Genomic DNA, 19,994 nt, shown 5'->3' with positions numbered 1-19,994 from the left:
CGCGTCGCGCGGCGGAGTAGCATGACTCGTCAGCGGCCCTGTCAGAGGTCGCATCGGAGACGGTCATGGGAACGATCCAGGCGATCCATTCGGTGCGGCCGAGCCGGTCGGTCCGCGGGGTGCTGAGGCACGCCGCGGTGCTGCCGGCCCTGCTGGCGGTGGTGCTGGTGATGGCGGGATGCGCCACGGCGCCACCGGCGCCGCCCGCGGTCGAGTCGGCCGGACTGGTTCACGACGAACTCTTTGCGCCATCGCGCGACGTCATCGATCCGGCGCAGGTCATGGCGATGACGCCGCAGATGCGCGAATTCCTCAAGCGCAAGATTCCCAATGCCGGCGTCGGCACGCTGGTGTCGGATCTGCGCGACATGCGTCACCTGCTGCTGGACTCGCTCTACAGCCGCCATGAGCTGCAGCTCGAATACGACGCCGGCACCACCCGCACCGCCGCCGAGGCCTTCGAGGCGAAGGCGGGCAACTGCCTGTCGCTGGCCATGATGACCGCGACCTTCGCGCGCGAACTGGGCCTGCCCTTCACCTTCCGGCAGATCTACGACGAGGAGCAGTGGAGCCGCGTCGGCGATCTGCAGGTCGTCTCCGGCCACGTCAACATCGCGCTGGGGCGGCGCCGGACGGACTTCCGCGTGATCGGCAACGACGAGCCCTCGCTGGTGGTCGACTTCCTGCCCGGCGCGCAGATCTCGCGCCAGCGCGCGATGCCGATCGACGAGCGGATGATCGTCGCGATGTACATGAACAACCGCGCCGCGGAGCTGATGGCGGAGGCCCAGCTCGACCGCGCCTACTGGTGGGCGCGTGCCGCGTGGCTGCACGACCCGCGGCTGCTGACGGCGCTCAACACGCTGGGCGTGATCTACCGGCGCCACGGCGACACCGCGCAGGCCGAGCGGGCGTTCCGCTACGTGCTGACGCGCGAGCCCGCCAACACCCAGTCCCTGTCCAACCTGGCCCAGGCCCTGCGCTTCCAGGGGCGGTTCGCGGAGGCGCAGACGCTGGAGACGCAGCTGGCGCTGCTCCAGCCGTATCCGCCGTTCAAGTTCTTCGATCTGGGCATCGCCGCGATGAAGGCGGGCGAGTACGCGACGGCGCGCGACCTCTTCGCCAAGGAGATCGACCGCTCGGCGTATTACCACGAGTTCCATTTCTGGATGGCGCTGGCCAACGTGGGCCTGGGCAAGTGGGACGTCGTGCGCACCGAGCTGGCGAAGGCCGAGGAATACAGCGTCACCGCGCCGCAACGGCAGCTCTATGCCGCCAAGCTGGAGAGCCTCAAGGCCAAGATGCAGCCCGCCAGGGTGGTGCGCTAGCCCGCAACCATCGCGGGGTCTGGTGCCCGGGCGCCCAGGCGTTCAGGCGTTCAGCGGCGGCAGTCCGTGGCGGGCGCGGGCCCGCGCGCAGGCGTCGTCGCCGATGCCCAGCGGCGAACGCATGCCGAAGTCGCGGCACGGCGAAGGTCGCCATTCGTAGATGCCGCAGCCGGCACGCTCGCCCACCTGGCCCTGCAAGGCGGCGCAGCGCGGCCGCGCGTGATCCGTGCCGCGCATGCGGCAGGTCGAGTCCGTGACCTCCACCGTCAGTCCGTCCGGCACCGTGCCGCCTTCGCTCAGCAGTTCCTGCCGCGAGAAGTCGACACGCAAGCTCGCGCAGCAGGCGCCGCAGCGGGTGCAGGGGTTGTCGGCGAAGGCGGACATGACGTTCAGTTCGAGGCCGATGGGCTGATCAGCGTGCTGTCGGGCGGTGGCGGATCGTCGGGAAGCACGGGTTCGCGCACGACGGTGACGGTGCAGGCGCACTGCGAGACCACCTGCGCCGACACGCTGCCCAGGTAGCGCCGCATCATCGAGCTGGCGCGCGCGCCCATCACGACGTGGTCGACGCCGGTCTTGGCGGCGAACTCGATCAGCGCATCGGCGGCGTCCGGCGCCTCCAGCACGTGGAAGGTCAGCCGGCCGTCCTCGAGGGCCAGTTCCCGCGTCATCGGATGCGCCCAGTTCTTGAGCGCGATCAATTGCTGCACGTGGTGACTGCGGCCGTGCGCGTCGGTGAGCTCGTCCATGCCGATGCGGTTGGTCTTCATCACGCCGACGCAGGCGAGCCGCGCGCCGGGCTCGGTCTGCATCAGGCGGCGCACGATCTCGCGCAGTTCCTCGAGCAGCGTCGGGGTCGCGCCCAGCACGTCGACCGCGGCCATGATCACCGGGCTCCGCGCCACCTGCGCGCCGACCGACGCCGGCGCCTGCGGTTCCTCGCCCATCGCCAGGAACCAGCGCTTGAAGCGGCGCACCATGCCGCTGCGCTGCAGCTTGTGCGCGCGGGCCGTCAAGGGCACCGCATCCGGCCGCTGCAGGTCCAGCGCGAGCTGCGCGGCGCTCTGGTAGCGGCGCTCCGCGCGCACCTCCAGGCAGTGCAGGACGATCTCCTGGAACCACGGGGGCAGCTCGGGGCGGATCGCGCGTGGCGGGATCGGGTCGACGTAGAGCCGGCGTCGCAGTTGCCGCACCGAGGTCGGCTGGCCGAAGGGGCGCTCCCCGGTGGACAGGTGATAGAGCATGACGCCCAGCGCGAAGAGGTCGCTGCGCGGATCGTTGCGGACGAACTGGACCTGCTCCGGCGACATGTACGGGCCGGTGCCCATGGGCAGCGAGAACTCCTCTTCCAGCAGGTCGGGCAGGAAGTCGTGCCGCGACAGGCCGAAGTCGACCAGCACCACGGTGCCGTCGGGCCGCAGCAGGATGTTGCTGGGCTTGATGTCGAGGTGGACCAGGTGCTGACGGTGCAGGTCGGTCAGCGCGTGCGCGACCTGGATGCCGATCTCGACGACCTCCACCAGCGGCAGCGGCGCCTGGTCCAGCCGCGGGCGCAGGCTTTCGGCCTCGATGCGCTCCATGACGATGTAGGCCTGGCGGCGCCAGTCGCCGCGCGCGACGAAACGCGGCACGTGCGGCCCCTTGAGCGCCGGCATGATCATCTGCTCGACCTCGAAGCCGACGATGCTGGCCGGGTCCTCGCCGCCCTTGATGCGGGGGACCTTCATGATCAGGGGGAAGTCCTCGACGGGGTGGGCGGGATCCGGAGCATCCTGGCGCCGCACCTGCCAGAGGTTGGCCATGCCGCCCTGGTGCAGCCGCGCCTCGAGCACGAAGCCGTCCAGCACCTGGCCGGGTTGCAGCGGCGAGGTGACCGGGACCGGGACTGACGTTGAAGCGTGCGTCGGGTGGGCGTCGTTCATCGATTCATCGGCCGACGACGAGGCGCTGCGCGAGGCGGTCCGCGAGACCCGTGGGCAGGCCGGGCGCGGCGCGCAGCGCGGCGGCGGCGGCTTCGACATCGTAGGGTACCCGCTGGAAGCTGAGTTCCTCGCTGTCGTGGTCGAAGAGCGCGTAGGCGGCGGCCGGGTTGCCGTCGCGCGGCTGGCCGCAGGCGCCCGGGATGACGAGCCACTGGCGGTTGGGCAGCAGCGGGATCGGCACGCCGGGCTGCGGCTTGAAGTCGCCCGCCTTGCCGGTGCCGGAGAGGTGGTACAGCATCGGCTCGTGCATGTGGCCGCAGAAGGTGTAGCGGCACTCGGTCGCATGCAGGCTGCGCATGGCCTCCAGCCGCCCCTGCACGTAGGCGAAGCCGGTCGGGTCGAAGGCGTTGGCGTGCACGTAGAGGCAGTCGTCCTCTTCCTCGGACATCGGCAGCCCGGCCAGGAAGGCGATCTGGTCGTCGGTGAGCCGTGCGCGCGTCCAGGCGATGGCGGCGCGCGCGTCGTCGTTCATCGTGGGGCGGGGACCTTGCGTCACGCCCAGGTCGTGGTTGCCGGCGACGACGATCGCGCCCTCCGCGCGCAAGGTCCGCACCTGGTCGACCACCCAGCCCGGATCGCTGCCGTAGCCGACGTAGTCCCCCAGCAGCGCGAAATGCTGGGCACCCTCCCGCCGGGCGTGGTCGATGACGGCCTGGAAGGCTTGCCGGTTGGCGTGCAGGTCGGAAATCAGGGCGGTCTTCATGGCAACGGCAGGGGTGCGAACGTCAAGGATGCCACGGGTGGCTGACGTCAACCTTCGCAAGATGGCGAGTGGCGAACGGTGATCCCCCCGAAGGGAGGGGCTCGCCCCCTCCGGATGGGTGAAACGCCGGGGACTCCGCGGGTTTGACGCGTTGTGGTCGTCCGTCGCTTTGCTACTCTGGTCGACGACATGGAACGCCAGGGAGGCGATGTGACGAGCGCGCACCGCCGCCGGCAGTTCCGGCATGGGAGAGAAAAAGATGAGCACGTATTTCGGGTGGCCGGCCGCGCGCTTCGCGACCGGCTGGGTCCTGGGGCTGATGCTGGCGTCGGCGGCGCAGTCCGCGGCGGCGGACTGCTCGCGGCCGATCCGTGTGCCGGTGGCGCCCATCGGCATGAGCGTGGTGACCTCGGGCGGCGAGGTCGGCGGGGTCTATCCGGACCTGCTGCGCAAGGTCTCGGCGGAGACCGGCTGCCAGTTCGAGTTCGTCGTCGTGCCGCGGGCGCGGGTCGAGGCGATGTTCGCCGCCAGCGGCGCCGATGTGCTGGTGCCTGCGACACGGACCTCGCAGCGGGACCTGCACGGCGACTTCATTCCGATGATGAAGGCGCGGCCGATGCTGATCTCCCTGTCGTCGGACCGCTCGCCGGTCGAGAGCCTGGCCGAACTCGGCGAGCGGCGCGAACTGCGCGTGGCGGTGGTGCGCGGCTTCGATTACGGCGAGCCGTATCAGGACCTGCTGAGGACGCTGAAGGCGCAGCGTCGGCTGGTGGTCGAGGCGGACGTCGCGGCGGTGGTGCGCGCGCTGGAACGCAACCTGGCGGACGTGACGGTGATGGCGCCCTCCATCCTGGCGGGCACGCTGCTGCAGGACTCGAAGACGCGGCCGCTGCTGGACCGGCTGCGGCTGGAGGCGATGGCGGAGCTCACCTGGACCGACAGCGGGATCTACCTGTCGCGGCACCTTCCGGCCAAAGACCGCGAGGTGCTGAGCGACGCGCTGGAGCGGAACTCGCGCTCCGGCACCGTCTGGAAGACGCTGCAGAAGCACTACCCGGCGGGGTCGTACGAAGAGGGCCTGAAGGCGCTGGGGGCGCCGAAGTAGCGGCCGCGACGGCGCCCGGACGGAACGAGGCCCGCGCGGGGCGGGCCTCGAGGTCTCGGCGGGGCAGGGCGCTCAGCCGATGCGTCCGAGCAGCAGGTACTCCATCAGCGCCTTCTGCACGTGCATGCGGTTCTCCGCCTCGTCCCAGACGACCGATTGCGGACCGTCGATGACGTCGGCCGCGACCTCTTCGCCGCGGTGCGCCGGCAGGCAATGCATGAACAGCGCATCCGGCTTGGCCTGCGCCATCATGTCCCGGTCCACGCACCAGTCCGCGAACGCCGTGCGGCGTGCCTCGTTCTCGGCCTCGTAGCCCATGCTGGTCCAGACGTCCGTGGTCACCAGGTCCGCGTCGCGGCACGCTTCCTTCGGGTCCTTGAAGACCTTGTAGCAGCGCGTGTCCTTGATGCCCGCGACCGCCGGGTCGATCTCGTAGCCGCTGGGGGTGCTCACGTGCACGGTGAAGCCGAGGATCTCCGCCGCCTGCAACCAGGTGTTGGCCATGTTGTTGCCGTCGCCGACCCAGGCCACCACGCGGCCCTTCAGGCAGTCCATGTCGATCGCGCCGCGCCGGTCCATGCCGCGCTGCTCGATGAACGTGAACAGGTCCGCCAGGATCTGGCACGGGTGGTACTCGTTGGTCAGCCCGTTGATGACCGGCACCCGCGAGTGCGCCGCGAAGCGCTCCAGCTTGGTCTGCTCGTAGGTCCGGATCATCACGATGTCGACCATGCGGCTGATCACGCGCGCGCTGTCCTCGATCGGTTCCGCGCGACCCAGCTGGCTGTCGCCGGTGGTCAGGTGCACCACCGAGCCGCCCATCTGGTACATGCCCGCCTCGAAGCTGACGCGGGTCCGCGTGGAGGCCTTCTCGAAGATCATCGCCAGCGTGCGGTCCTGCAGCGGCTGGTACTTCTCGTAGTTCTTGAAGCGGCGCTTGATCGTCGCCGCCCGTTCGAACAGGTGGGTGTACTCCTCCGCGCGCAGGTCCTTGAACTGCAGGTAGTGACGCATGAGCGTGTTCCCCGGTTTCATGGCGCGGACGCAGGTGCGGCCAGGAAGGCCTTCACCAGCGGCACCAGACGCGCGGCGATCTCGGCGGCTTCCTCGCTCGTCAGGATCAGCGGCGGCACCAGGCGGACGACCTTGTCGGCCGTCACGCTCAGCAGCAGGCCGGCTTCCATCGCCTGCGTCAGCAGCACGCCGCAGGGGCGGTCCAGCTCGATGCCGATCATCAGGCCGTGGCCGCGGACTTCCACGAGACCCGGCTCGCCCGCCAGGCCGTGCTCGATCGCGGCCTTCAGTTCGGCGCCGACGGTCGCGGCGTTGGCCAGCAGGCCGTCCGCTTCCATGATCGTCAGCGTCTCGACGCCGGCGCGCATCGCCAGCGGATTGCCGCCGAAGGTCGTGCCGTGGTTGCCCGGCCCGAAGACCTTGGCGGCCTTCTCGCCGCACACCACCGCGCCGATCGGCACGCCCGAGCCCAGGCCCTTGGCCAGCGGCATCACGTCCGGCACGATGCCGGCCCACTGGTGCGCGAACCACTTGCCGGTGCGGCCGATGCCGCATTGCACCTCGTCCAGCATCAGCAGCAGGTCGTGCTCGTCGCACAGCTTGCGCAGGGCCTTCAGGAAGTCGATGTGCGCCGGGTTGATGCCGCCTTCGCCCTGGATGGTCTCCAGGAAGATCGCGGTCACGTTCGGGTGCTCGGCGACGGCCTTGCGGATCGCCTCGATGTCGTTCAGCGGCACGCGGACGAAGCCCGGCACCAGCGGACCGAAGCCCGCCTGCACCTTGGGGTTGCCGGTGGCCGACAGCGTCGCGATCGAACGGCCGTGGAAGGCCCTCTCGAACACGATGACCTCGGGGTTGTCGTTGCCGCGGTCGTGGCCGTACTTGCGCGCGATCTTGAGCGCCGCCTCGTTGGCTTCCAGGCCGGAGTTGCAGAAGAAGGCGTTGGTCAGCCCCGACAGCGCGCAGAGCTTGGCCGCGAGCTGCTCCTGCAGCGGGACGTGGTAGTAGTTGCTCGTGTGGATGAGCTTGCCCACCTGGTCCCGCAGTGCCGCCACCAGCTTCGGATGGTTGTGTCCGAGCGTGTTGACGGCGATCCCGCCGAGGCCGTCCAGGTATCGTCGGCCGGCCGTATCCCAGACCCAGGCGCCTTCGCCGTGCGACAAGGCGATCGGCAGGCGGCCGTAGGTGTGCATCACGTGGGGTTCGGTCGGGGCGGCGAACGAGGAGTCCGGGGCGTTCATCAAGTCTCCAAAGCGTGGGAGGGGTGGGGGAAGAATCTCCAGAAGCTCCCGGCAATCCCCGGTCCGGGACCGGGGCTGGGGGAGTCGAACGATTCTACGGGTCGACCCTGGGGTGCGAGGAGATTCCTCCTGCACAGCCATGGCAGCCCGGCTGACCAGCGCAGCCCCTTCAAGCCCACCGACCATCGGGGCGAGCAGAAGCCCACGTGTGCTGCGCCGCAACACATCCAAGGCACAATAGCGTTTTTGCCGGGACGCGTGAGACCGTAGCCAATGACTGAGCAGCCCAAGCCGCGAGAAGTGTTCATCCAGGGGATCACCACGGATGGCCGCACCTTCCGCCCGAGCGACTGGGCTGAACGTCTGGCTGGCGCGATGTCCTGCTTCCGGCCCGGCGGCACCCGCAGCGGTCGCGACGCCTACCTCGGCTACTCCCCTACTGCGTCCCGCGCGTCATCGACGGCATCAAGTGCGTGATCGTCAACGAGGCGCTGAAATCGGTCGAGCCGATGGCCTGGGAGTTCGTCATGAACTTCGCCCGCGACAACAAGCTGCAGGTCGTCGACGCCTGTCTGCTGCCCGACGGCCGGGAGGCCGGCAAGGCCTGACGCCACCGGCGAATCTCGCCATCCCCTGAACGGCGGCGTGTGATGGCCCGATCGGGTCATCGCCGGCACGTCTCCTTGCGTCTACGCTGATGGGTTCGCCGCGACCCTTCCCATCGGATCCTGGACATGGCCGTCTTCACCGCCGACGCGGGCTCCCGGGCCGCGGCCGTCCTGCCGGAAATGCAGCAGCTGCTGCGCCTGATCGACCAGGGCGGGTCGCTGCTGCAGGCGCGCGAACTCGCGACGGTGGACACCGTCGGCGGCCCGCTGCCGGTGATCGGACTGACCCTGGGCAATCCCGATCCCGCCGTGCCCGCGCTCGGGTTCATCGGCGGCGTCCACGGGCTGGAGCGCATCGGGGCGCAGGTGGTGCTGGCCTACCTCGGCAGCCTGGTGCGCCGGCTGCGCTGGGACCTCAGCCTGCACCAGCAGCTCGAGTCGCTGCGGCTCGTGTTCCTGCCCGTCGTCAATCCGGGGGCGTGCTGGCGGGATCGCGCGCGAATCCGCGCGGCGTCGACCTGATGCGCAATGCGCCGCAGGACGCGGACCGGGGCGTGCCCTTCCTCGTCGGCGGCCATCGGCTGACGCGGCAGCTGCCGTACTACCGCGGCGAGGCCGGTGCGCCGCTCGAGGCCGAGAGCGAGGCGCTGTGCCGCTTCGTCCGCGAGGAGCTGCTGGGTCGTCCGATCTCCGTGGCGATCGACTTCCACAGCGGCTTCGGCCTGCGCGACCGGATCTGGTTCCCGTATGCGCGCACGCGCCATCCGATGCGCCACCTCGCCGAGATCCACGCACTGTGCGAGGTGCTCGATCAATGTCTCTCGCCGCATCCTTACGTGATGGAGCCGCAGAGCCGGCATTACCTGACCCACGGCGACCTCTGGGACCACCTGTACGACGAGTCCCTCTCCCTTGATCGAGGGATCTTCCTGCCGATGACGCTCGAAATGGGGTCATGGTTGTGGGTAAAGAAAAACCCGCGCCAGCTACTCTCCCGCCACGGCATGTTCAACCCGCTGATCGCCCACCGGCAGCAGCGCGTGTTGCGACGGCACATGGCCTGGATGGACTTCATGACCCGCGCGACGCAGAGCGCGTCCGGTTGGTTGCCAGGGCCCGACACAAGAATCGATCACGGGGAGCAGGCGTTGATTCGCTGGTATCGGAGGACGGCGGGATGAGCGTCCATACCTGGGTGCTGTTGCGCGGGCTGACCCGCGAGAGCGGCCATTGGGGGACTTCCCCGCACGACTGCTGCAGGCGCTGCGGGTGCAGCAGCCGGAGGTCCGGCTGGCGTTGCTCGATCTGCCCGGCAACGGCGACAAGCACCGTCAGAGTAGCCCGACCCATGTCGGCGCGATGATGGAGGAATGCCGTGCGGAACTGCGCCGTCGCGGCGTTCCTCCGCCGTATCAGGTGCTGGCGATGTCGCTGGGCGCGATGGTCGCCAGCGAATGGGCCGCGCGCCACCCGGGCGAACTCGACGGCGTCGTGCTGATCAACACCAGCCTGCGGCCCTTCAGCGCCTTCTTCCGGCGGCTGCGGCCGTCGAACTACTGGTCCCTGCTGCTGCTGAGCCTGACGCGGTTGAGCCTGCGTCGGCGCGAGGCCAAGGTGCTGCAGATGACGACGCGGATGCAGCGTCAGCCGGACCAGGTGATCGACGACTGGGTCTCGATCCAGCGTGAGCATCCCGTGCGGCGCCGCAATGCGCTGCGGCAGCTGCTGGCGGCGGCGCGCTACCGCGCCAGCCTCGCCAAGCCGCAGCCGCCGATGCTGCTGCTGTGCAGCCAGGGGGATTCGCTCGTGGACTGGCGCTGCTCGCAGGCCATCAGCCGGGCATGGGGTGCGCCGCTGCGGCTGCACCGGCACGCGGGGCATGACCTGCCACTCGATGATGGGGACTGGGTGGCGCGCAATGTCGCGGATTGGCTCCACGTGCGCGAGGTCGTCGGACAGATCACGACGCCGATGCCGCTCTGAGCCCAATGAAAAAGCCCGCCTTTCGGCGGGCTTTTTCTGCACCAGAGCTGGATCTGTCTATCAGGCGGCCAGCGCCTTGATCTTCGAAGACAGGCGGCTCTTGTGGCGAGCAGCCTTGTTCTTGTGGAAGATGCCCTTGTCGGCGACCGAGTCGATGACGGGCTGGGCGGTCTTGAACAGGTCAGCGGCCTTGGCCTTGTCACCCGTGACGATCGCCTTTTGCACGTTCTTGATGACCGTGCGGAACTTCGAACGCAGCGCCGAGTTGGCGGCGTTCAGCTTGACGTCTTGACGTGCGCGCTTGCGGCCCGAGGCCAGACGCACGGTTTTCTTCTTGGCTTTGGAAGAGCTTGCCATTGTGTTATTTGTCCAGTTGGTGCAAAGACGGCGAGTATAGCAGCCAGGATTTGAAAAACCAAATCCGCAGTATTGCGGCCGCACCGGGGCACCCATAATGCGCGGTCCCCGCCGGGGCGTCCCGCCCTGGCTGCATTGTCCCCGCATCGCCTGCGCGCCGCCTGAATGAACCTGCTCCGCACCGCCTCCGTCGTTTCGGTCTTCACGCTGCTGTCGCGCATCACGGGGCTGGTCCGCGAGCAGATGGTGGCGGGCCTGTTCGGCGCCAATGCGATGACCGACGCCTACAACGTGGCGTTCCGCATTCCCAACATGCTGCGCCGGCTGTTTGCCGAGGGCGCGTTCTCGCAGGCCTTCGTGCCGTCGCTGGCCGCCGCCCGCGCCAAGGACGGGGACGAGGCCACGCGTCACCTGATCGACGCCGTCGCGACCGTGCTGCTGTGGGCGCTGGCGGCGACCTGCGTGATCGGCGTGATCGGCGCGCCGGTGCTGGTCTGGGCGCTCGGGGCGGGCCTGTCCCGGGACGCCCACGAGGCGGCCGTCGTGATGACGCGCTGGATGTTCCCGTACATCGGTTTCATGTCGCTCGTGGCGCTGTCGGCCGGCATCCTGAACACCTGGAAGCGCTTCATCGTGCCGGCGGTGACGCCGGTGCTCCTGAACCTCGCCTCGCTGGCCTGCGGTTACGGGCTCACCCCGGTCCTGGCGCATTACGGTTACGAGCCGATCTACTCGCTGGCGCTGGGCGTCATGATCGGCGGGCTCCTCCAGCTGGCGGTCCAGGTGCCGGCGCTGCGGCGCGTCGGGCTGATGCCGCGTTTCGCGCTGGACTTCGCCGGCCTGCGCCGTGCCGCCGGCGACGAGGGCGTGCGCCAGGTCCTGCGCAAGATGGGCCCGGCGCTGCTGGGCGTCGGCGTGGCACAGCTCTCGCTGCTGATCAACACGCAGATCGCGATCGCGGTGGGTGAGGGCGCCGCCTCCTGGCTGACCTACGCGGACCGGCTGATGGAGTTCCCGATCGCGCTGCTCGGCGTCGCGCTGGGTGTCGTGCTGACGCCGCAGCTGGCGGCCAGCACGGCCAAGGGCGAGACGCAGAAGTATTCGGGCCTGCTCGACTGGGGCCTGCGCCTGACCTTCCTGCTGGCGCTGCCCTGCGCGGTGGCGCTGCTGGTCTTTGCCGAGCCGCTGGTGGCCGTGCTCTACCAGCGCGGCGCGTTCCACGCCCGCGACGTCGCCAGCACGGCGCACGCGGTGATGGGGTACGGACTCGGCCTGATGGGCCTGGTGTCGATCAAGGTGCTGGCGCCTGGTTTCTATGCGCGCCAGGACATGCGCACGCCGGTGCGCATCGCCGTCGGCGTGCTGGTGCTGACGCAGGTGTTCAACCTGATCTTCGTGTTCGGACTGAAGGTCGGTGTCGCCGGGCTGTCGCTGTCGATCGGCCTCGGGGCCGTCGTCAATGCGCTGCTGCTGCTGCGTGGGCTGCGCAAGCTCGGCAGCTACACGCCGGAGGCAGGCTGGGCGCTGTTCCTGCTGCGCGTGTCCATCGCCAGCGCGGCGATGGGCGGGCTGCAATGGTGGCTGGCCGGGCACTTCGCCTGGGTGGGCGGCAAGGGCTTCCATTTCGAGCTCGTGCGCGCCGGCTGGATGGCGTTGAGCCTGGGGGCGTCGGCGCTGCTGTATTTCGGCGTGCTGCTGCTGCTGGGGGTGAAGCTGCGCCAGTTCGCGCGCCGGGCGTAGACTCGGACGCATGAGTTCGCCCTTGCAGTGGACGGTGCCGTCGGCGCTGGAGTATTTCTCGACGCTGGTTGCCGACGACGACACGCTGAACCTGGCCGAGGCCGCCATCGCGATCGCGCTGGACGAAGTGCCCCGGCTGGACGTCCAGCAGGTGATGGCCGAGCTGGATCGCCTGGGCGAGCGGCTGCGCCACCGCCTGCCGGCCGACGCGCCGCCCAGCCACCGGCTGCGGATGCTCAACCAGTATTTCCATGGCGAGCTCGGTTTCGCGGGCAACGTCAACGACTACTACGCCGTCGGCAACAGCTACCTCCACCAGGTGCTGGCCACGCGTCGCGGCATTCCCATCTCGCTGGCGATCATCTACATGGAACTCGCATCGCACGTCGGGCTGCAGGTGAAGGGCGTGAGCTTTCCCGGCCATTTCCTGATGAAGCTGCGCCTGCCGCAGGGCGAGGTCGTGCTGGACCCGTTCAGCGGACGGTCCCTCGGGCGCGGCGAACTCGACGAGTTCCTCAGTCCCTGGCGCGAGCGCGCCGGCCTGATGCCGCAGGAGCCGATGTCCCTGGATGCCTTCCTCGGGACCGCGGCGCCGCGGCAGATCCTGGCCCGGATGCTGCGCAACCTGAAGCAGATCCACATGGACCAGCAGGACCTGCCCCGGCTGCTGGCCGTCCAGCGCAAACTGGTCGCGCTGCTGCCCGACGACCGCGTGGAGCGCGCCGAACTCGACCAATGCCTGCAGCAGATGCGTGACGCGGGCGGCGGACCGGCCACCCTCCATTGAGGGAGCGGGATGGGGGAGGGGCGTCGGACGACGCTTAGAATCTCCCTCTTCCCGAGGGTGCGACCTCCACGTCGCCGATGTCGCCCCGTCATCCAACGCTGAAGTGGTTTGAAGCAGATCCCGCTGTCGCTCGGTCCCGAGCCCGACTACACCTTTGACACGCTCCTCACCGGTGCCAACACCGCCGCCCTCACGCATGTGCTGGCGCTGGGGACTGGCTCGCCCCCGGTGTTCCTGTGGGGGCCGCCCGGCAGCGGCAAGACGCACCTGCTGCGCGCGCTCGCGCGTCACTGGCAGCAGGCCGGTGCGCAGGTTGGCTGGTACGACGCCGACACGCCGCTGCCCTGGGAGCTGCCCACCCATCCGAGCCTGCTGCTGCTCGACGACGCCCAGCGCTTCGACCCGGGCCAGCAGCATGCCGCCTTCGCGCTCTTCGTCGAGGCGGCGACGCTGGGACTGGCGGTCGTCTCGACCGGCACCGCGCCCCCGATCGACCTGGACCTGCGCGAGGACCTGCGCACCCGGCTCGGCTGGGGGCCGACCTTCGCGCTGCAGCCGCTGTCCGAGGCCGAGGTCCGCGCCGTGCTCCGCCGCGAGGCCGACCGCCGCGGCATAGCGCTGAGCGACGACGTCATCGACTACCTGCTGACCCGCTACGCCCGCGACCTCAAGCACCTGATGACGCTGCTGGACGGGCTGGACGAATTCGCCCTGGCCAGCAAGCGGGCGGTGACCGTGCCGCTGCTGCGCCAGATGCTCGCCGACCAGGGGGCGCTCGCCTGAGGGCGCGACGCCGCCGGTTGCTTCGCTTTCAAGACCTTTCAAGGATTTCGACGTGGACCTGACCCTGTTCGACCTCGACGGCACGCTGATCCCGCAGGATTCGGACCACGCCTTCGGCGGCTACATGGTGGAGATCGGCTGGGCCGACGGTGCCGCCTGGGCCGCCCGCAACGACGGGTTCTACGCCGACTACCAGCGCGGGGACCTCGACCTGGACGAGTATGTCGAGTTTGCCACCTCGGTCTGGCGCGCCCGGCCGCTGGCCGAGGCCGAGGCGGCCCGCGCCGAATTCATGGCCCGGGTCGTCACGCCGATGTTGCGCGACAATGCGCGCGCACTCGTGCAGCGCCACCTGGACGCCGGGGATTTGGTGGTCGTGGTGACGGCGACCAACGAATTCGTGACCGCGCCGATCGCCAAGGCCTTCGGTGTCGACCACCTGATCGCCGTGCAGCTGGAGCGCGACGCGACCGGGTCGTTCACCGGGCGCGTGCAGGGGACCCCGTCCTTCCAGGCGGGCAAGATCGTGCGCGTGAACGAATGGCTGGCGGCGCAGGGGCGCCGCTGGGAAGATTTCGAGCGCGTGCATTTCTACAGCGACTCGATGAATGACCTGCCGCTGCTGGAGCGGGTCAGTCATCCGGTGGCGACCAACCCCACCTCGGCCCTCGAGGCGCTGGCGCGCGAGCGCGGCTGGCCGATATTGAAGCTGTTCGAATGATCAAAAATTTATCAACAAGCTGTTGGGCAAGTCCGAAAGCACCGCCACGCCGCTGGGCAAGCGCGTGGAAGTCACCGCGGAGGAGCACCGCATCGACCCGGCCCTGCTCGATGAGCGCGGCGTCAAGGTCGTCAAGGGGCTGACCGACGCGGGCTACGAGGCCTTCATCGTCGGCGGCGCCGTGCGCGACCTGCTGCTGGGCCGCCGGCCCAAGGACTTCGACGTCGCCACCGACGCCACGCCGGAACAGGTCAAGAACCAGTTCCGCCGCGCCTTCATCATCGGCCGGCGCTTCCGCATCGTCCACGTGGTCTACGGCCGCGGACGCGAGCACGAGGTGATCGAGGTCTCGACCTTCCGCGCGCTGCTCAAGGAAGACGACGCCGAGCAGGTGCAGGGCAACGAGAAGACGTCCAAGGGTGCGCTGGAAGGCAAGTCGCACGTCGTCGACGCGTCCGGCCGCGTGCTGCGCGACAACGTCTGGGGCCCGCAGATCGAGGACGCCGCGCGACGCGACTTCACCGTCAACGCGATGTACTACAACCCGGAGCGCGAACTGGTGGTCGACTACCACGGCGGTCTGGCCGACGCGCGCAAGAAGGTGCTGCGGATGATCGGTGACCCCGAGAGCCGCTACCGGGAGGATCCGGTCCGCATCCTGCGCGCCGTGCGCTTCGCCGCGAAGCTGGGCTTCACGATCGAACCCAAGACCCGCGCGCCGATCGCCGCCATGGCGCCGCTGCTCGCGAACGTGCCGCTGTCGCGGATGTTCGACGAGATGATCAAGCTGCTGCAGACCGGCCATGCGCTGGCGAGCATCGACGAGCTGCGCAAGCAGGGCCTGGCGCGCGGCGTGTTCCCGATCCTTGACGCGGTGCTCGACAAGGACGGCGCGCTGCCGGACAACGTGCACGGCAAGTTCGTCCGTCTGGCGCTGGAAGACACCGACAAGCGGGTCGAGGAAGGCCGTTCGGTCGCGCCGAGCTTCATGCTCGCCTGCATGCTGTGGGGCGAGGTCCAGCAGCGCTGGACGCGCCTGATCGACGGCGGCGAAGGCGCGGTGGCGGCCTTGCAGCAGGCGATCGACCTGGTCTTCGACGCGCGCGTCGGCGACATCTCCGGCCGCGGCAAGCTCGCGGCCGACATGCGCGAGATCTGGATGATGCAGCCGCGCTTCGAGCGTCGCACCGGCAGCGGCCCGCACCGCCTGATCGAGCAGCCGCGCTACCGCGCCGGCTTCGACTTCCTGGCGCTGCGCGCCGAGGCGGGCGAGATCGATCCGGCCCTGGCCGACTGGTGGGAAGACTTCGCACTGGGCACCGAGGACGAGCGCCGCGCGCTGCTGGACCTGGCGCGCGAGACCCAACGCCAGGGCGGCCCGCGCAGCAAGCCCAAGGCGGGCGGCGGACGCGTGCACTCGGTGCCGCGCGGTGCGGTGAGCACGCCGTCGACGATGCCCGTCAGCGGTGAATCGGCGGCGGCGCTGCCGATCGATGCCGAAGCCGTCGACGTCGCGGAAGGCGAGGGCGGCGTCGGCCATCCCGCCAAGAAGCGCCGCCGTCGTCGCAAGCCGAAGGCCGCGGGGGGCGGCGGCGCGGGAGCGTCGACCGAGACCGGCCCGTCCGGCGACGAATAACCCGAAGTCCGGCCTCGACGCATGATCACGGCCTACGTCGGCCTGGGCGCCAACCTCGGCGATCTCCGGCGCACGCTGGAGGCCGCGCTGGCCGACCTCGCCAGCGTGACCGACGTGACGCTCGAGGCCGTCTCCTCGGCGTGGCGCAGCGCGCCGGTAGGCTGCGAGGGGCCCGACTACCTGAACGCGGTCGCGCGCATCACGACGGCGCTGCCGCCGCTGACGCTGCTCGCGGCCTTGCAGGCCATCGAGCTGCGCCACGGACGTGAGCGACCGTTCGTCAACGCGCCACGAACGCTCGACCTCGACCTGCTGCTCTATGGTGAGCAGACCGTCGACCTGGACCGGCTCCTGGTCCCGCATCCGCGACTGCACCAGCGCGCCTTTGTGTTGCGCCCGTTGCTGGAACTGGATCCGACGCTGGACGCACCAGCCCTGGGTGGACTGGCAAGCCATTTGCCGTCGGTCGTCGATCAGGTCGTCGAGCGCGAGGAGGCGCCGCTGCGTCTGCCCTGACGGCCCGTCCTCCACCTTCAACCTCTTCCGGGAGTCCGACTCATGTTCGCAACCGCCGCCGGCTGGCAGATGGTCGCCCTGCTGACGCTGTCCAATGTCTTCATGACCTTCGCCTGGTACGGCCATCTGAAAGAGCTGGCGTCCAAGCCGTGGTATGTCGCTGCGCTGATCAGCTGGGGGATCGCGCTGTTCGAGTACCTGCTGCAGGTCCCGGCCAACCGCATCGGTTATGACGGCGGGTTCACGCTCGCCCAGCTGAAGATCACGCAGGAGGTGATCACGCTGGGCGTGTTCGTCCCGTTCTCGATGCTGTTCATGAACCAGCCGTTCAAGACGGACTTCATCTGGGCCGGTCTGTGCCTGATGGGCGCGGTCTACTTCATCTTCCGCAGCTGAGATCGGGAAAGCGGCGAAATGGCTCCAACGGGCCATGGGCGGCTACACTCGCGGGTTTTCCGTGACACGGAAATGAACCATTTGTGACGATCCGGCGTGGATCGCACGGCGCGGAGCCTCCCCATGTTTTTCGGCAAGCTGCTGCCCCGAGAGGGCAATTTCTTCGAACTGTTCAATGAGCACGGCACGCAGATCGTCGAAGGCGCACGCGCCTTCATGCTCATGATCCAGAACTACAACGACCTCACGCTGCGCGAGAAATACGCCGCCGAGGTCGACAAGGCCGAGCACCATGCCGACCGCGTCACCGCCGAGGTGAACCGGCTGCTGCATCGCACCTTCATCACGCCGATCGACCGCGAGCAGATCCACGGCCTGATCAACGCGATGGACGACATCCTGGACCTGCTGCAGGACTCCAGCGAGACGATGCAGCTGTACGACGTGCGCTCCATCCCCGAGGAAGTGCTGCGCCTGGGCGAGCTGTCGGCCAAGTGCTGCGAACGCGTCAAGCACGCCGTCACGCTGCTGCCCAAGCTGAGCGAGCCCAAGACCGCCGAGGCCGCCATCAAGGCCTGCGAGGAGATCGACAAGCTCGAGTCCGACGCCGACCGCGTGATGCGCGCCGCGATGTCCAAGCTGTTCCGCGAGCAGGAGGACGTGCGCGAGCTGATCAAGCTCAAGGCGATCTACGAGCAGCTGGAGTCCATCTCCGACCGCTGCGAGGACGTCGCCAACCTGATCGAGGGCATCGTCCTCGAGAATTCCTGATCCGGTCGCGGAGCGTCTCCCATGGGAACGATGCACGTGGCCTTCTGGGTCGTGGCCATGCTCGTGGTGCTGGCCGTCGCCTTCGACTTCATGAACGGCTTCCACGACGCGGCGAATTCGATCGCGACGGTGGTGTCGACCGGCGTCCTCAAGCCGCAGCAGGCCGTCCTGTTCGCGGCCTTCTTCAACGTGATCGCGGTGCTGTTCTTCGAGCTGAAGGTCGCGGCCACGATCGGCAAGGGATCGATCGACGCGTCCATCGTCGATCACCACGTGATCTTCGGCGCGCTGATCGGCGCGATCGCGTGGAACGTGATCACCTGGTTCTACGGCATCCCGTCGAGCTCGTCGCACGCGCTGATCGGCGGCCTGGTCGGCGCGGCCATCGCCAAGGCAGGCACCAAGGGCCTGATCATGAGCGGCATCGGCAAGACGGTGCTGTTCATCTTCGTCTCGCCGCTGCTGGGCTTCCTGCTGGGGTCGCTGCTGATGGTGGCGGTGGCCTGGCTGTTCAGACGCAGTTCGCCGCTGCGCGTGGACAACTGGTTCCGCCGGCTGCAGCTGGTCTCGGCCGGGCTGTACAGCCTGGGCCATGGCGGCAATGACGCGCAGAAGACCATCGGCCTGATCTGGATGCTGCTGATCGCCTCGGGCTACGCGGGCGCCGGCGAGCATTCGCCGCCGACCTGGGTCATCGTCGTGTGCTACCTGGCGATCGGCATGGGCACCATGTTCGGCGGCTGGCGCATCGTGCGCACGATGGGGCAGAAGATCACCAAGCTCAAACCCGTCGGCGGTTTCTGCGCGGAGACCGGCGGCGCGATGACGCTGTTCCTCGCTACGGCGTTGGGCGTGCCTGTTTCCACCACGCACACGATCACCGGCGCCATCGTCGGCGTGGGCTCGACGCAGCGCGCGTCGTCGGTGCGATGGGGCGTGGCCGGGAACATCGTCTGGGCCTGGATCTTCACGATCCCGGCGTCGGCGTTCATCGCCGGGTTGTTCTACTGGATCAGCTTCACGCTGTTCTGAGTCGGACTCGCTGCGCTGGCCTGCGGAAGGCCAGGCGCGGGCTCTCCACGGGGCATGGGGCACCCCTCCAGGGACCCCAAGCCCCATTCCGGCCCCGCTCTCGCTCGCTGCCCGCGGGCCTGGGGAGTGCGAGTGACCGGGTGGGGGCGTGTCGGTGTCGTGCCTACTGGCTGATCTCGCGGGCGGCTTCGACTTGCGATTCGAAGTAGCGCTGCGCGGAAAAGGCGATCGTCGCCATCAGGCAGGCGCCGCCGACCATCAGGCACGCGATGACGCCCAGGATCGGCAGCCAGCCGGTCTTGCGCAGCACCCCGCGGTTGAAGCGGTCGGCCCAGCGCTCGTCGGGCATCAGGCCGTAGACGATGCCCGCGAGCATGCTCTGGGCGAGCATCAGCCCGAGCAGCGGAATCAGGAACCACGCGGTGACGTCGTCCTGGCCCAGCGTGTCCATGCGGTGCACGCCGTAGAGACCCAGGAGCGTCGGCAGCGGATGCAGCCAGGCCAGCTTGTCGCTGAATCCGTGCAGGTAGAAACGATGCGCCCCGAGGCTGCCGAGTGCGAAGCTCAGCCAGGTGGCGACGGTCTTGGACTTGAGGTCCACCGCAGCGCCGGCGTCGGGGGCGACGGCACTCATGCGGCCGGCGTCTCGGCAGGCGCGGTGGGGGCGGCCGGCGAAGCGGTCGCTGCGCTCGCGGCTGCCGCGGGCGTCGCACCGGTGGGCGAACTGGCGTCGCCCTGACCCAGTTGGCGTTGCATCAGCACGACATCCAGCCATTTGCCGAACTTCCAGCCGGCGGACTTCATGACGCCGATGTCCTCGAAACCGTGGCTGCGATGCACGCCGATCGAACCGAGGTTCTGCGAGTCGCCGATCACTGCGACCATCTGACGCGCGCCGGCGGCTTCGCAGCGGGCGATCAGTTCGGCCAGCAGCAGTCGGCCGACACCCTGGCCCTGGGCCTGCGGCGAGAGGTAGATCGAGTCCTCGACGAAGTAGCGGTAAGCCAGTCGCGGACGGAAGTAGTTGGCGTACGCGAAGCCGAGCACCTGCCCGTCACGCTCCGCGATCAGGTACGGCAGGCTGCGGCTGAGCACCTCGGTGCGGCGGCGGCCCATCTCGGCGCGGTCGGGGACGTCGGTCTCGAAGGTGCCGGTGCCGTGCAGCACCGCATGCTCGTAGATCTGCTGGATGGCGGCGATGTCACCCTCCAGGCTGGGGCGGATCAGGAGAGGGGAGGAACTGCTGGTGGTCGTCGTCATTGGGGGAGGAGGACAAAGCGTCAAACGCGAG

22 protein-coding genes and 1 pseudogene are annotated in these 19,994 nt (G+C 69.0%); 15 read left to right on the top strand and 8 right to left on the bottom strand.

The features are described from left to right. The first annotated feature begins 65 nt into the window (after window positions 1-65). Window positions 66-1,328 carry a tetratricopeptide repeat protein gene (locus tag ACQ86G_RS27830; RefSeq protein WP_431258295.1) on the top strand — a complete coding sequence of 421 codons (1,263 nt, stop codon included), beginning with the start codon at window positions 66-68 and terminating at the stop codon, window positions 1,326-1,328. 42 nt (window positions 1,329-1,370) lie between these two features. Here the strand turns inward: ACQ86G_RS27830 and ACQ86G_RS27825 are convergent, their stop codons facing one another. Genes ACQ86G_RS27825 through ACQ86G_RS27815 form a run of 3 tightly spaced genes read right to left on the bottom strand, consistent with a single transcriptional unit; the run spans window position 1,371 to window position 4,013 of the window. Continuing rightward, window positions 1,371-1,712 (bottom strand): YkgJ family cysteine cluster protein, encoded by a 342-nt coding sequence (locus tag ACQ86G_RS27825; RefSeq protein WP_431258294.1) that lies wholly within the window; start codon window positions 1,710-1,712, stop codon window positions 1,371-1,373. A gap of 5 nt (window positions 1,713-1,717) precedes the next feature. After that, entirely contained in the window at window positions 1,718-3,250 is a 1,533-nt protein-coding gene (locus tag ACQ86G_RS27820; protein WP_431258293.1) for a protein kinase domain-containing protein, read from the bottom strand. Window positions 3,251-3,254: 4 nt separating this feature from the next. Further along, window positions 3,255-4,013: a metallophosphoesterase family protein gene (locus tag ACQ86G_RS27815; RefSeq protein ID WP_431258292.1), complete on the bottom strand. Its 759-nt coding sequence runs from the start codon at window positions 4,011-4,013 to the stop codon at window positions 3,255-3,257. Window positions 4,014-4,272: 259 nt separating this feature from the next. Between ACQ86G_RS27815 and ACQ86G_RS27810 the strand changes: the two genes are divergently transcribed. Continuing rightward, window positions 4,273-5,118, top strand: coding sequence for a substrate-binding periplasmic protein (locus ACQ86G_RS27810; RefSeq protein WP_431258291.1), 846 nt, complete (start codon window positions 4,273-4,275; stop codon window positions 5,116-5,118). 72 nt (window positions 5,119-5,190) lie between these two features. On the opposite strand, the gene argF is transcribed toward ACQ86G_RS27810, so the two are convergent. Together argF and ACQ86G_RS27800 are read right to left on the bottom strand one after the other, a co-directional pair. Next, window positions 5,191-6,153, bottom strand: a complete 963-nt coding sequence (gene argF / locus ACQ86G_RS27805; RefSeq protein WP_431258290.1) for an ornithine carbamoyltransferase — start codon at window positions 6,151-6,153, stop codon at window positions 5,191-5,193. Continuing rightward, window positions 6,150-7,373: an aspartate aminotransferase family protein gene (locus ACQ86G_RS27800; protein ID WP_431258289.1), complete on the bottom strand. Its 1,224-nt coding sequence runs from the start codon at window positions 7,371-7,373 to the stop codon at window positions 6,150-6,152. The genes argF and ACQ86G_RS27800 overlap by 4 nt, the downstream gene beginning before the upstream one ends. Window positions 7,374-7,646: 273 nt before the next feature. On the opposite strand from ACQ86G_RS27800, the pseudogene ACQ86G_RS27795 reads away from it, so the two are divergent. From ACQ86G_RS27795 to ACQ86G_RS27780, 4 genes and pseudogenes are all read left to right on the top strand, one after another. Next, window positions 7,647-7,981, top strand: a pseudogene (locus ACQ86G_RS27795) (DUF3579 domain-containing protein). Window positions 7,982-8,107: 126 nt separating this feature from the next. Continuing rightward, a complete protein-coding gene (locus tag ACQ86G_RS27790; RefSeq protein WP_431258288.1) occupies window positions 8,108-8,503 on the top strand; it encodes a M14 family zinc carboxypeptidase in 396 nt (131 codons plus the stop codon). Further along, entirely contained in the window at window positions 8,461-9,162 is a 702-nt protein-coding gene (locus ACQ86G_RS27785) for a hypothetical protein (protein ID WP_431258287.1), read from the top strand. The genes ACQ86G_RS27790 and ACQ86G_RS27785 overlap by 43 nt, the downstream gene beginning before the upstream one ends. Window positions 9,163-9,211: 49 nt before the next feature. Then, window positions 9,212-9,964, top strand: coding sequence for an alpha/beta fold hydrolase (locus tag ACQ86G_RS27780; protein WP_431258286.1), 753 nt, complete (start codon window positions 9,212-9,214; stop codon window positions 9,962-9,964). A gap of 60 nt (window positions 9,965-10,024) precedes the next feature. Here ACQ86G_RS27780 and rpsT read toward each other — a convergent pair whose 3' ends face one another. Then, window positions 10,025-10,321 carry a 30S ribosomal protein S20 gene (rpsT, locus tag ACQ86G_RS27775; RefSeq protein ID WP_067269869.1) on the bottom strand — a complete coding sequence of 99 codons (297 nt, stop codon included), beginning with the start codon at window positions 10,319-10,321 and terminating at the stop codon, window positions 10,025-10,027. Between the two features lie 165 nt (window positions 10,322-10,486). Between rpsT and murJ the strand changes: the two genes are divergently transcribed. The 9 genes from murJ (at window position 10,487) to ACQ86G_RS27730 (ending at window position 18,703) form a co-directional block, all read left to right on the top strand. After that, entirely contained in the window at window positions 10,487-12,061 is a 1,575-nt protein-coding gene (murJ, locus tag ACQ86G_RS27770; RefSeq protein WP_431258285.1) for a murein biosynthesis integral membrane protein MurJ, read from the top strand. Window positions 12,062-12,071: 10 nt separating this feature from the next. After that, window positions 12,072-12,848, top strand: coding sequence for a SirB1 family protein (locus ACQ86G_RS27765; protein WP_431258284.1), 777 nt, complete (start codon window positions 12,072-12,074; stop codon window positions 12,846-12,848). Window positions 12,849-12,956: 108 nt separating this feature from the next. Beyond that, window positions 12,957-13,631, top strand: coding sequence for a DnaA regulatory inactivator Hda (gene hda / locus ACQ86G_RS27760; protein WP_431258283.1), 675 nt, complete (start codon window positions 12,957-12,959; stop codon window positions 13,629-13,631). 52 nt (window positions 13,632-13,683) lie between these two features. Then, a complete protein-coding gene (locus tag ACQ86G_RS27755) occupies window positions 13,684-14,352 on the top strand; it encodes an HAD family hydrolase (RefSeq protein WP_431258282.1) in 669 nt (222 codons plus the stop codon). A gap of 22 nt (window positions 14,353-14,374) precedes the next feature. Continuing rightward, the gene (pcnB, locus tag ACQ86G_RS27750) at window positions 14,375-15,988 is read left to right on the top strand and encodes a polynucleotide adenylyltransferase PcnB (protein ID WP_431258281.1); all 1,614 of its coding nucleotides are present in this window, start codon (window positions 14,375-14,377) and stop codon (window positions 15,986-15,988) included. Window positions 15,989-16,009: 21 nt separating this feature from the next. Further along, window positions 16,010-16,504, top strand: a complete 495-nt coding sequence (gene folK / locus ACQ86G_RS27745) for a 2-amino-4-hydroxy-6-hydroxymethyldihydropteridine diphosphokinase (RefSeq protein WP_431258280.1) — start codon at window positions 16,010-16,012, stop codon at window positions 16,502-16,504. 42 nt (window positions 16,505-16,546) lie between these two features. After that, window positions 16,547-16,900 carry a DMT family protein gene (locus tag ACQ86G_RS27740; protein WP_067269881.1) on the top strand — a complete coding sequence of 118 codons (354 nt, stop codon included), beginning with the start codon at window positions 16,547-16,549 and terminating at the stop codon, window positions 16,898-16,900. Between the two features lie 123 nt (window positions 16,901-17,023). After that, on the top strand, window positions 17,024-17,671 hold the full coding sequence (locus ACQ86G_RS27735; RefSeq protein WP_297523981.1) for a DUF47 domain-containing protein: 648 nt from the start codon (window positions 17,024-17,026) through the stop codon (window positions 17,669-17,671). 21 nt (window positions 17,672-17,692) lie between these two features. Further along, on the top strand, window positions 17,693-18,703 hold the full coding sequence (locus tag ACQ86G_RS27730) for an inorganic phosphate transporter (RefSeq protein ID WP_431258279.1): 1,011 nt from the start codon (window positions 17,693-17,695) through the stop codon (window positions 18,701-18,703). A gap of 163 nt (window positions 18,704-18,866) precedes the next feature. Here ACQ86G_RS27730 and ACQ86G_RS27725 read toward each other — a convergent pair whose 3' ends face one another. Both ACQ86G_RS27725 and ACQ86G_RS27720 read right to left on the bottom strand, forming a co-directional pair. Then, entirely contained in the window at window positions 18,867-19,337 is a 471-nt protein-coding gene (locus tag ACQ86G_RS27725) for an NINE protein (protein ID WP_431258278.1), read from the bottom strand. Continuing rightward, entirely contained in the window at window positions 19,334-19,963 is a 630-nt protein-coding gene (locus tag ACQ86G_RS27720; protein WP_431258277.1) for a GNAT family N-acetyltransferase, read from the bottom strand. Before ACQ86G_RS27720 ends, ACQ86G_RS27725 begins: the two co-directional genes overlap by 4 nt. Between the last annotated feature and the right edge of the window lie 31 nt (window positions 19,964-19,994).

Source organism: Roseateles chitinivorans (genome assembly GCF_050632145.1).
GTDB lineage: Bacteria > Pseudomonadota > Gammaproteobacteria > Burkholderiales > Burkholderiaceae_C > Roseateles > Roseateles chitinivorans_B.
Note: the sequence above shows the minus strand (reverse complement) of the source record. Positions and strands in the feature narration are given on the sequence as shown.

Coding starts and splice junctions, on each gene's coding strand:
- ACQ86G_RS27720 (WP_431258277.1), bottom strand. CDS start 19,963: ATGACGACGACCACCAGCAGTTCCTCCCCTCTCCTGATCCGCCCCAGC.
- ACQ86G_RS27740 (WP_067269881.1), top strand. CDS start 16,547: ATGTTCGCAACCGCCGCCGGCTGGCAGATGGTCGCCCTGCTGACGCTG.
- ACQ86G_RS27790 (WP_431258288.1), top strand. CDS start 8,108: ATGGCCGTCTTCACCGCCGACGCGGGCTCCCGGGCCGCGGCCGTCCTG.
- ACQ86G_RS27735 (WP_297523981.1), top strand. CDS start 17,024: ATGTTTTTCGGCAAGCTGCTGCCCCGAGAGGGCAATTTCTTCGAACTG.
- rpsT (WP_067269869.1), bottom strand. CDS start 10,321: ATGGCAAGCTCTTCCAAAGCCAAGAAGAAAACCGTGCGTCTGGCCTCG.
- ACQ86G_RS27825 (WP_431258294.1), bottom strand. CDS start 1,712: ATGTCCGCCTTCGCCGACAACCCCTGCACCCGCTGCGGCGCCTGCTGC.
- ACQ86G_RS27815 (WP_431258292.1), bottom strand. CDS start 4,013: ATGAAGACCGCCCTGATTTCCGACCTGCACGCCAACCGGCAAGCCTTC.
- folK (WP_431258280.1), top strand. CDS start 16,010: ATGATCACGGCCTACGTCGGCCTGGGCGCCAACCTCGGCGATCTCCGG.
- ACQ86G_RS27730 (WP_431258279.1), top strand. CDS start 17,693: ATGGGAACGATGCACGTGGCCTTCTGGGTCGTGGCCATGCTCGTGGTG.
- argF (WP_431258290.1), bottom strand. CDS start 6,153: ATGAAACCGGGGAACACGCTCATGCGTCACTACCTGCAGTTCAAGGAC.
- ACQ86G_RS27820 (WP_431258293.1), bottom strand. CDS start 3,250: ATGAACGACGCCCACCCGACGCACGCTTCAACGTCAGTCCCGGTCCCG.
- ACQ86G_RS27830 (WP_431258295.1), top strand. CDS start 66: ATGGGAACGATCCAGGCGATCCATTCGGTGCGGCCGAGCCGGTCGGTC.
- ACQ86G_RS27725 (WP_431258278.1), bottom strand. CDS start 19,337: ATGAGTGCCGTCGCCCCCGACGCCGGCGCTGCGGTGGACCTCAAGTCC.
- murJ (WP_431258285.1), top strand. CDS start 10,487: ATGAACCTGCTCCGCACCGCCTCCGTCGTTTCGGTCTTCACGCTGCTG.
- ACQ86G_RS27765 (WP_431258284.1), top strand. CDS start 12,072: ATGAGTTCGCCCTTGCAGTGGACGGTGCCGTCGGCGCTGGAGTATTTC.
- ACQ86G_RS27810 (WP_431258291.1), top strand. CDS start 4,273: ATGAGCACGTATTTCGGGTGGCCGGCCGCGCGCTTCGCGACCGGCTGG.
- ACQ86G_RS27800 (WP_431258289.1), bottom strand. CDS start 7,373: ATGAACGCCCCGGACTCCTCGTTCGCCGCCCCGACCGAACCCCACGTG.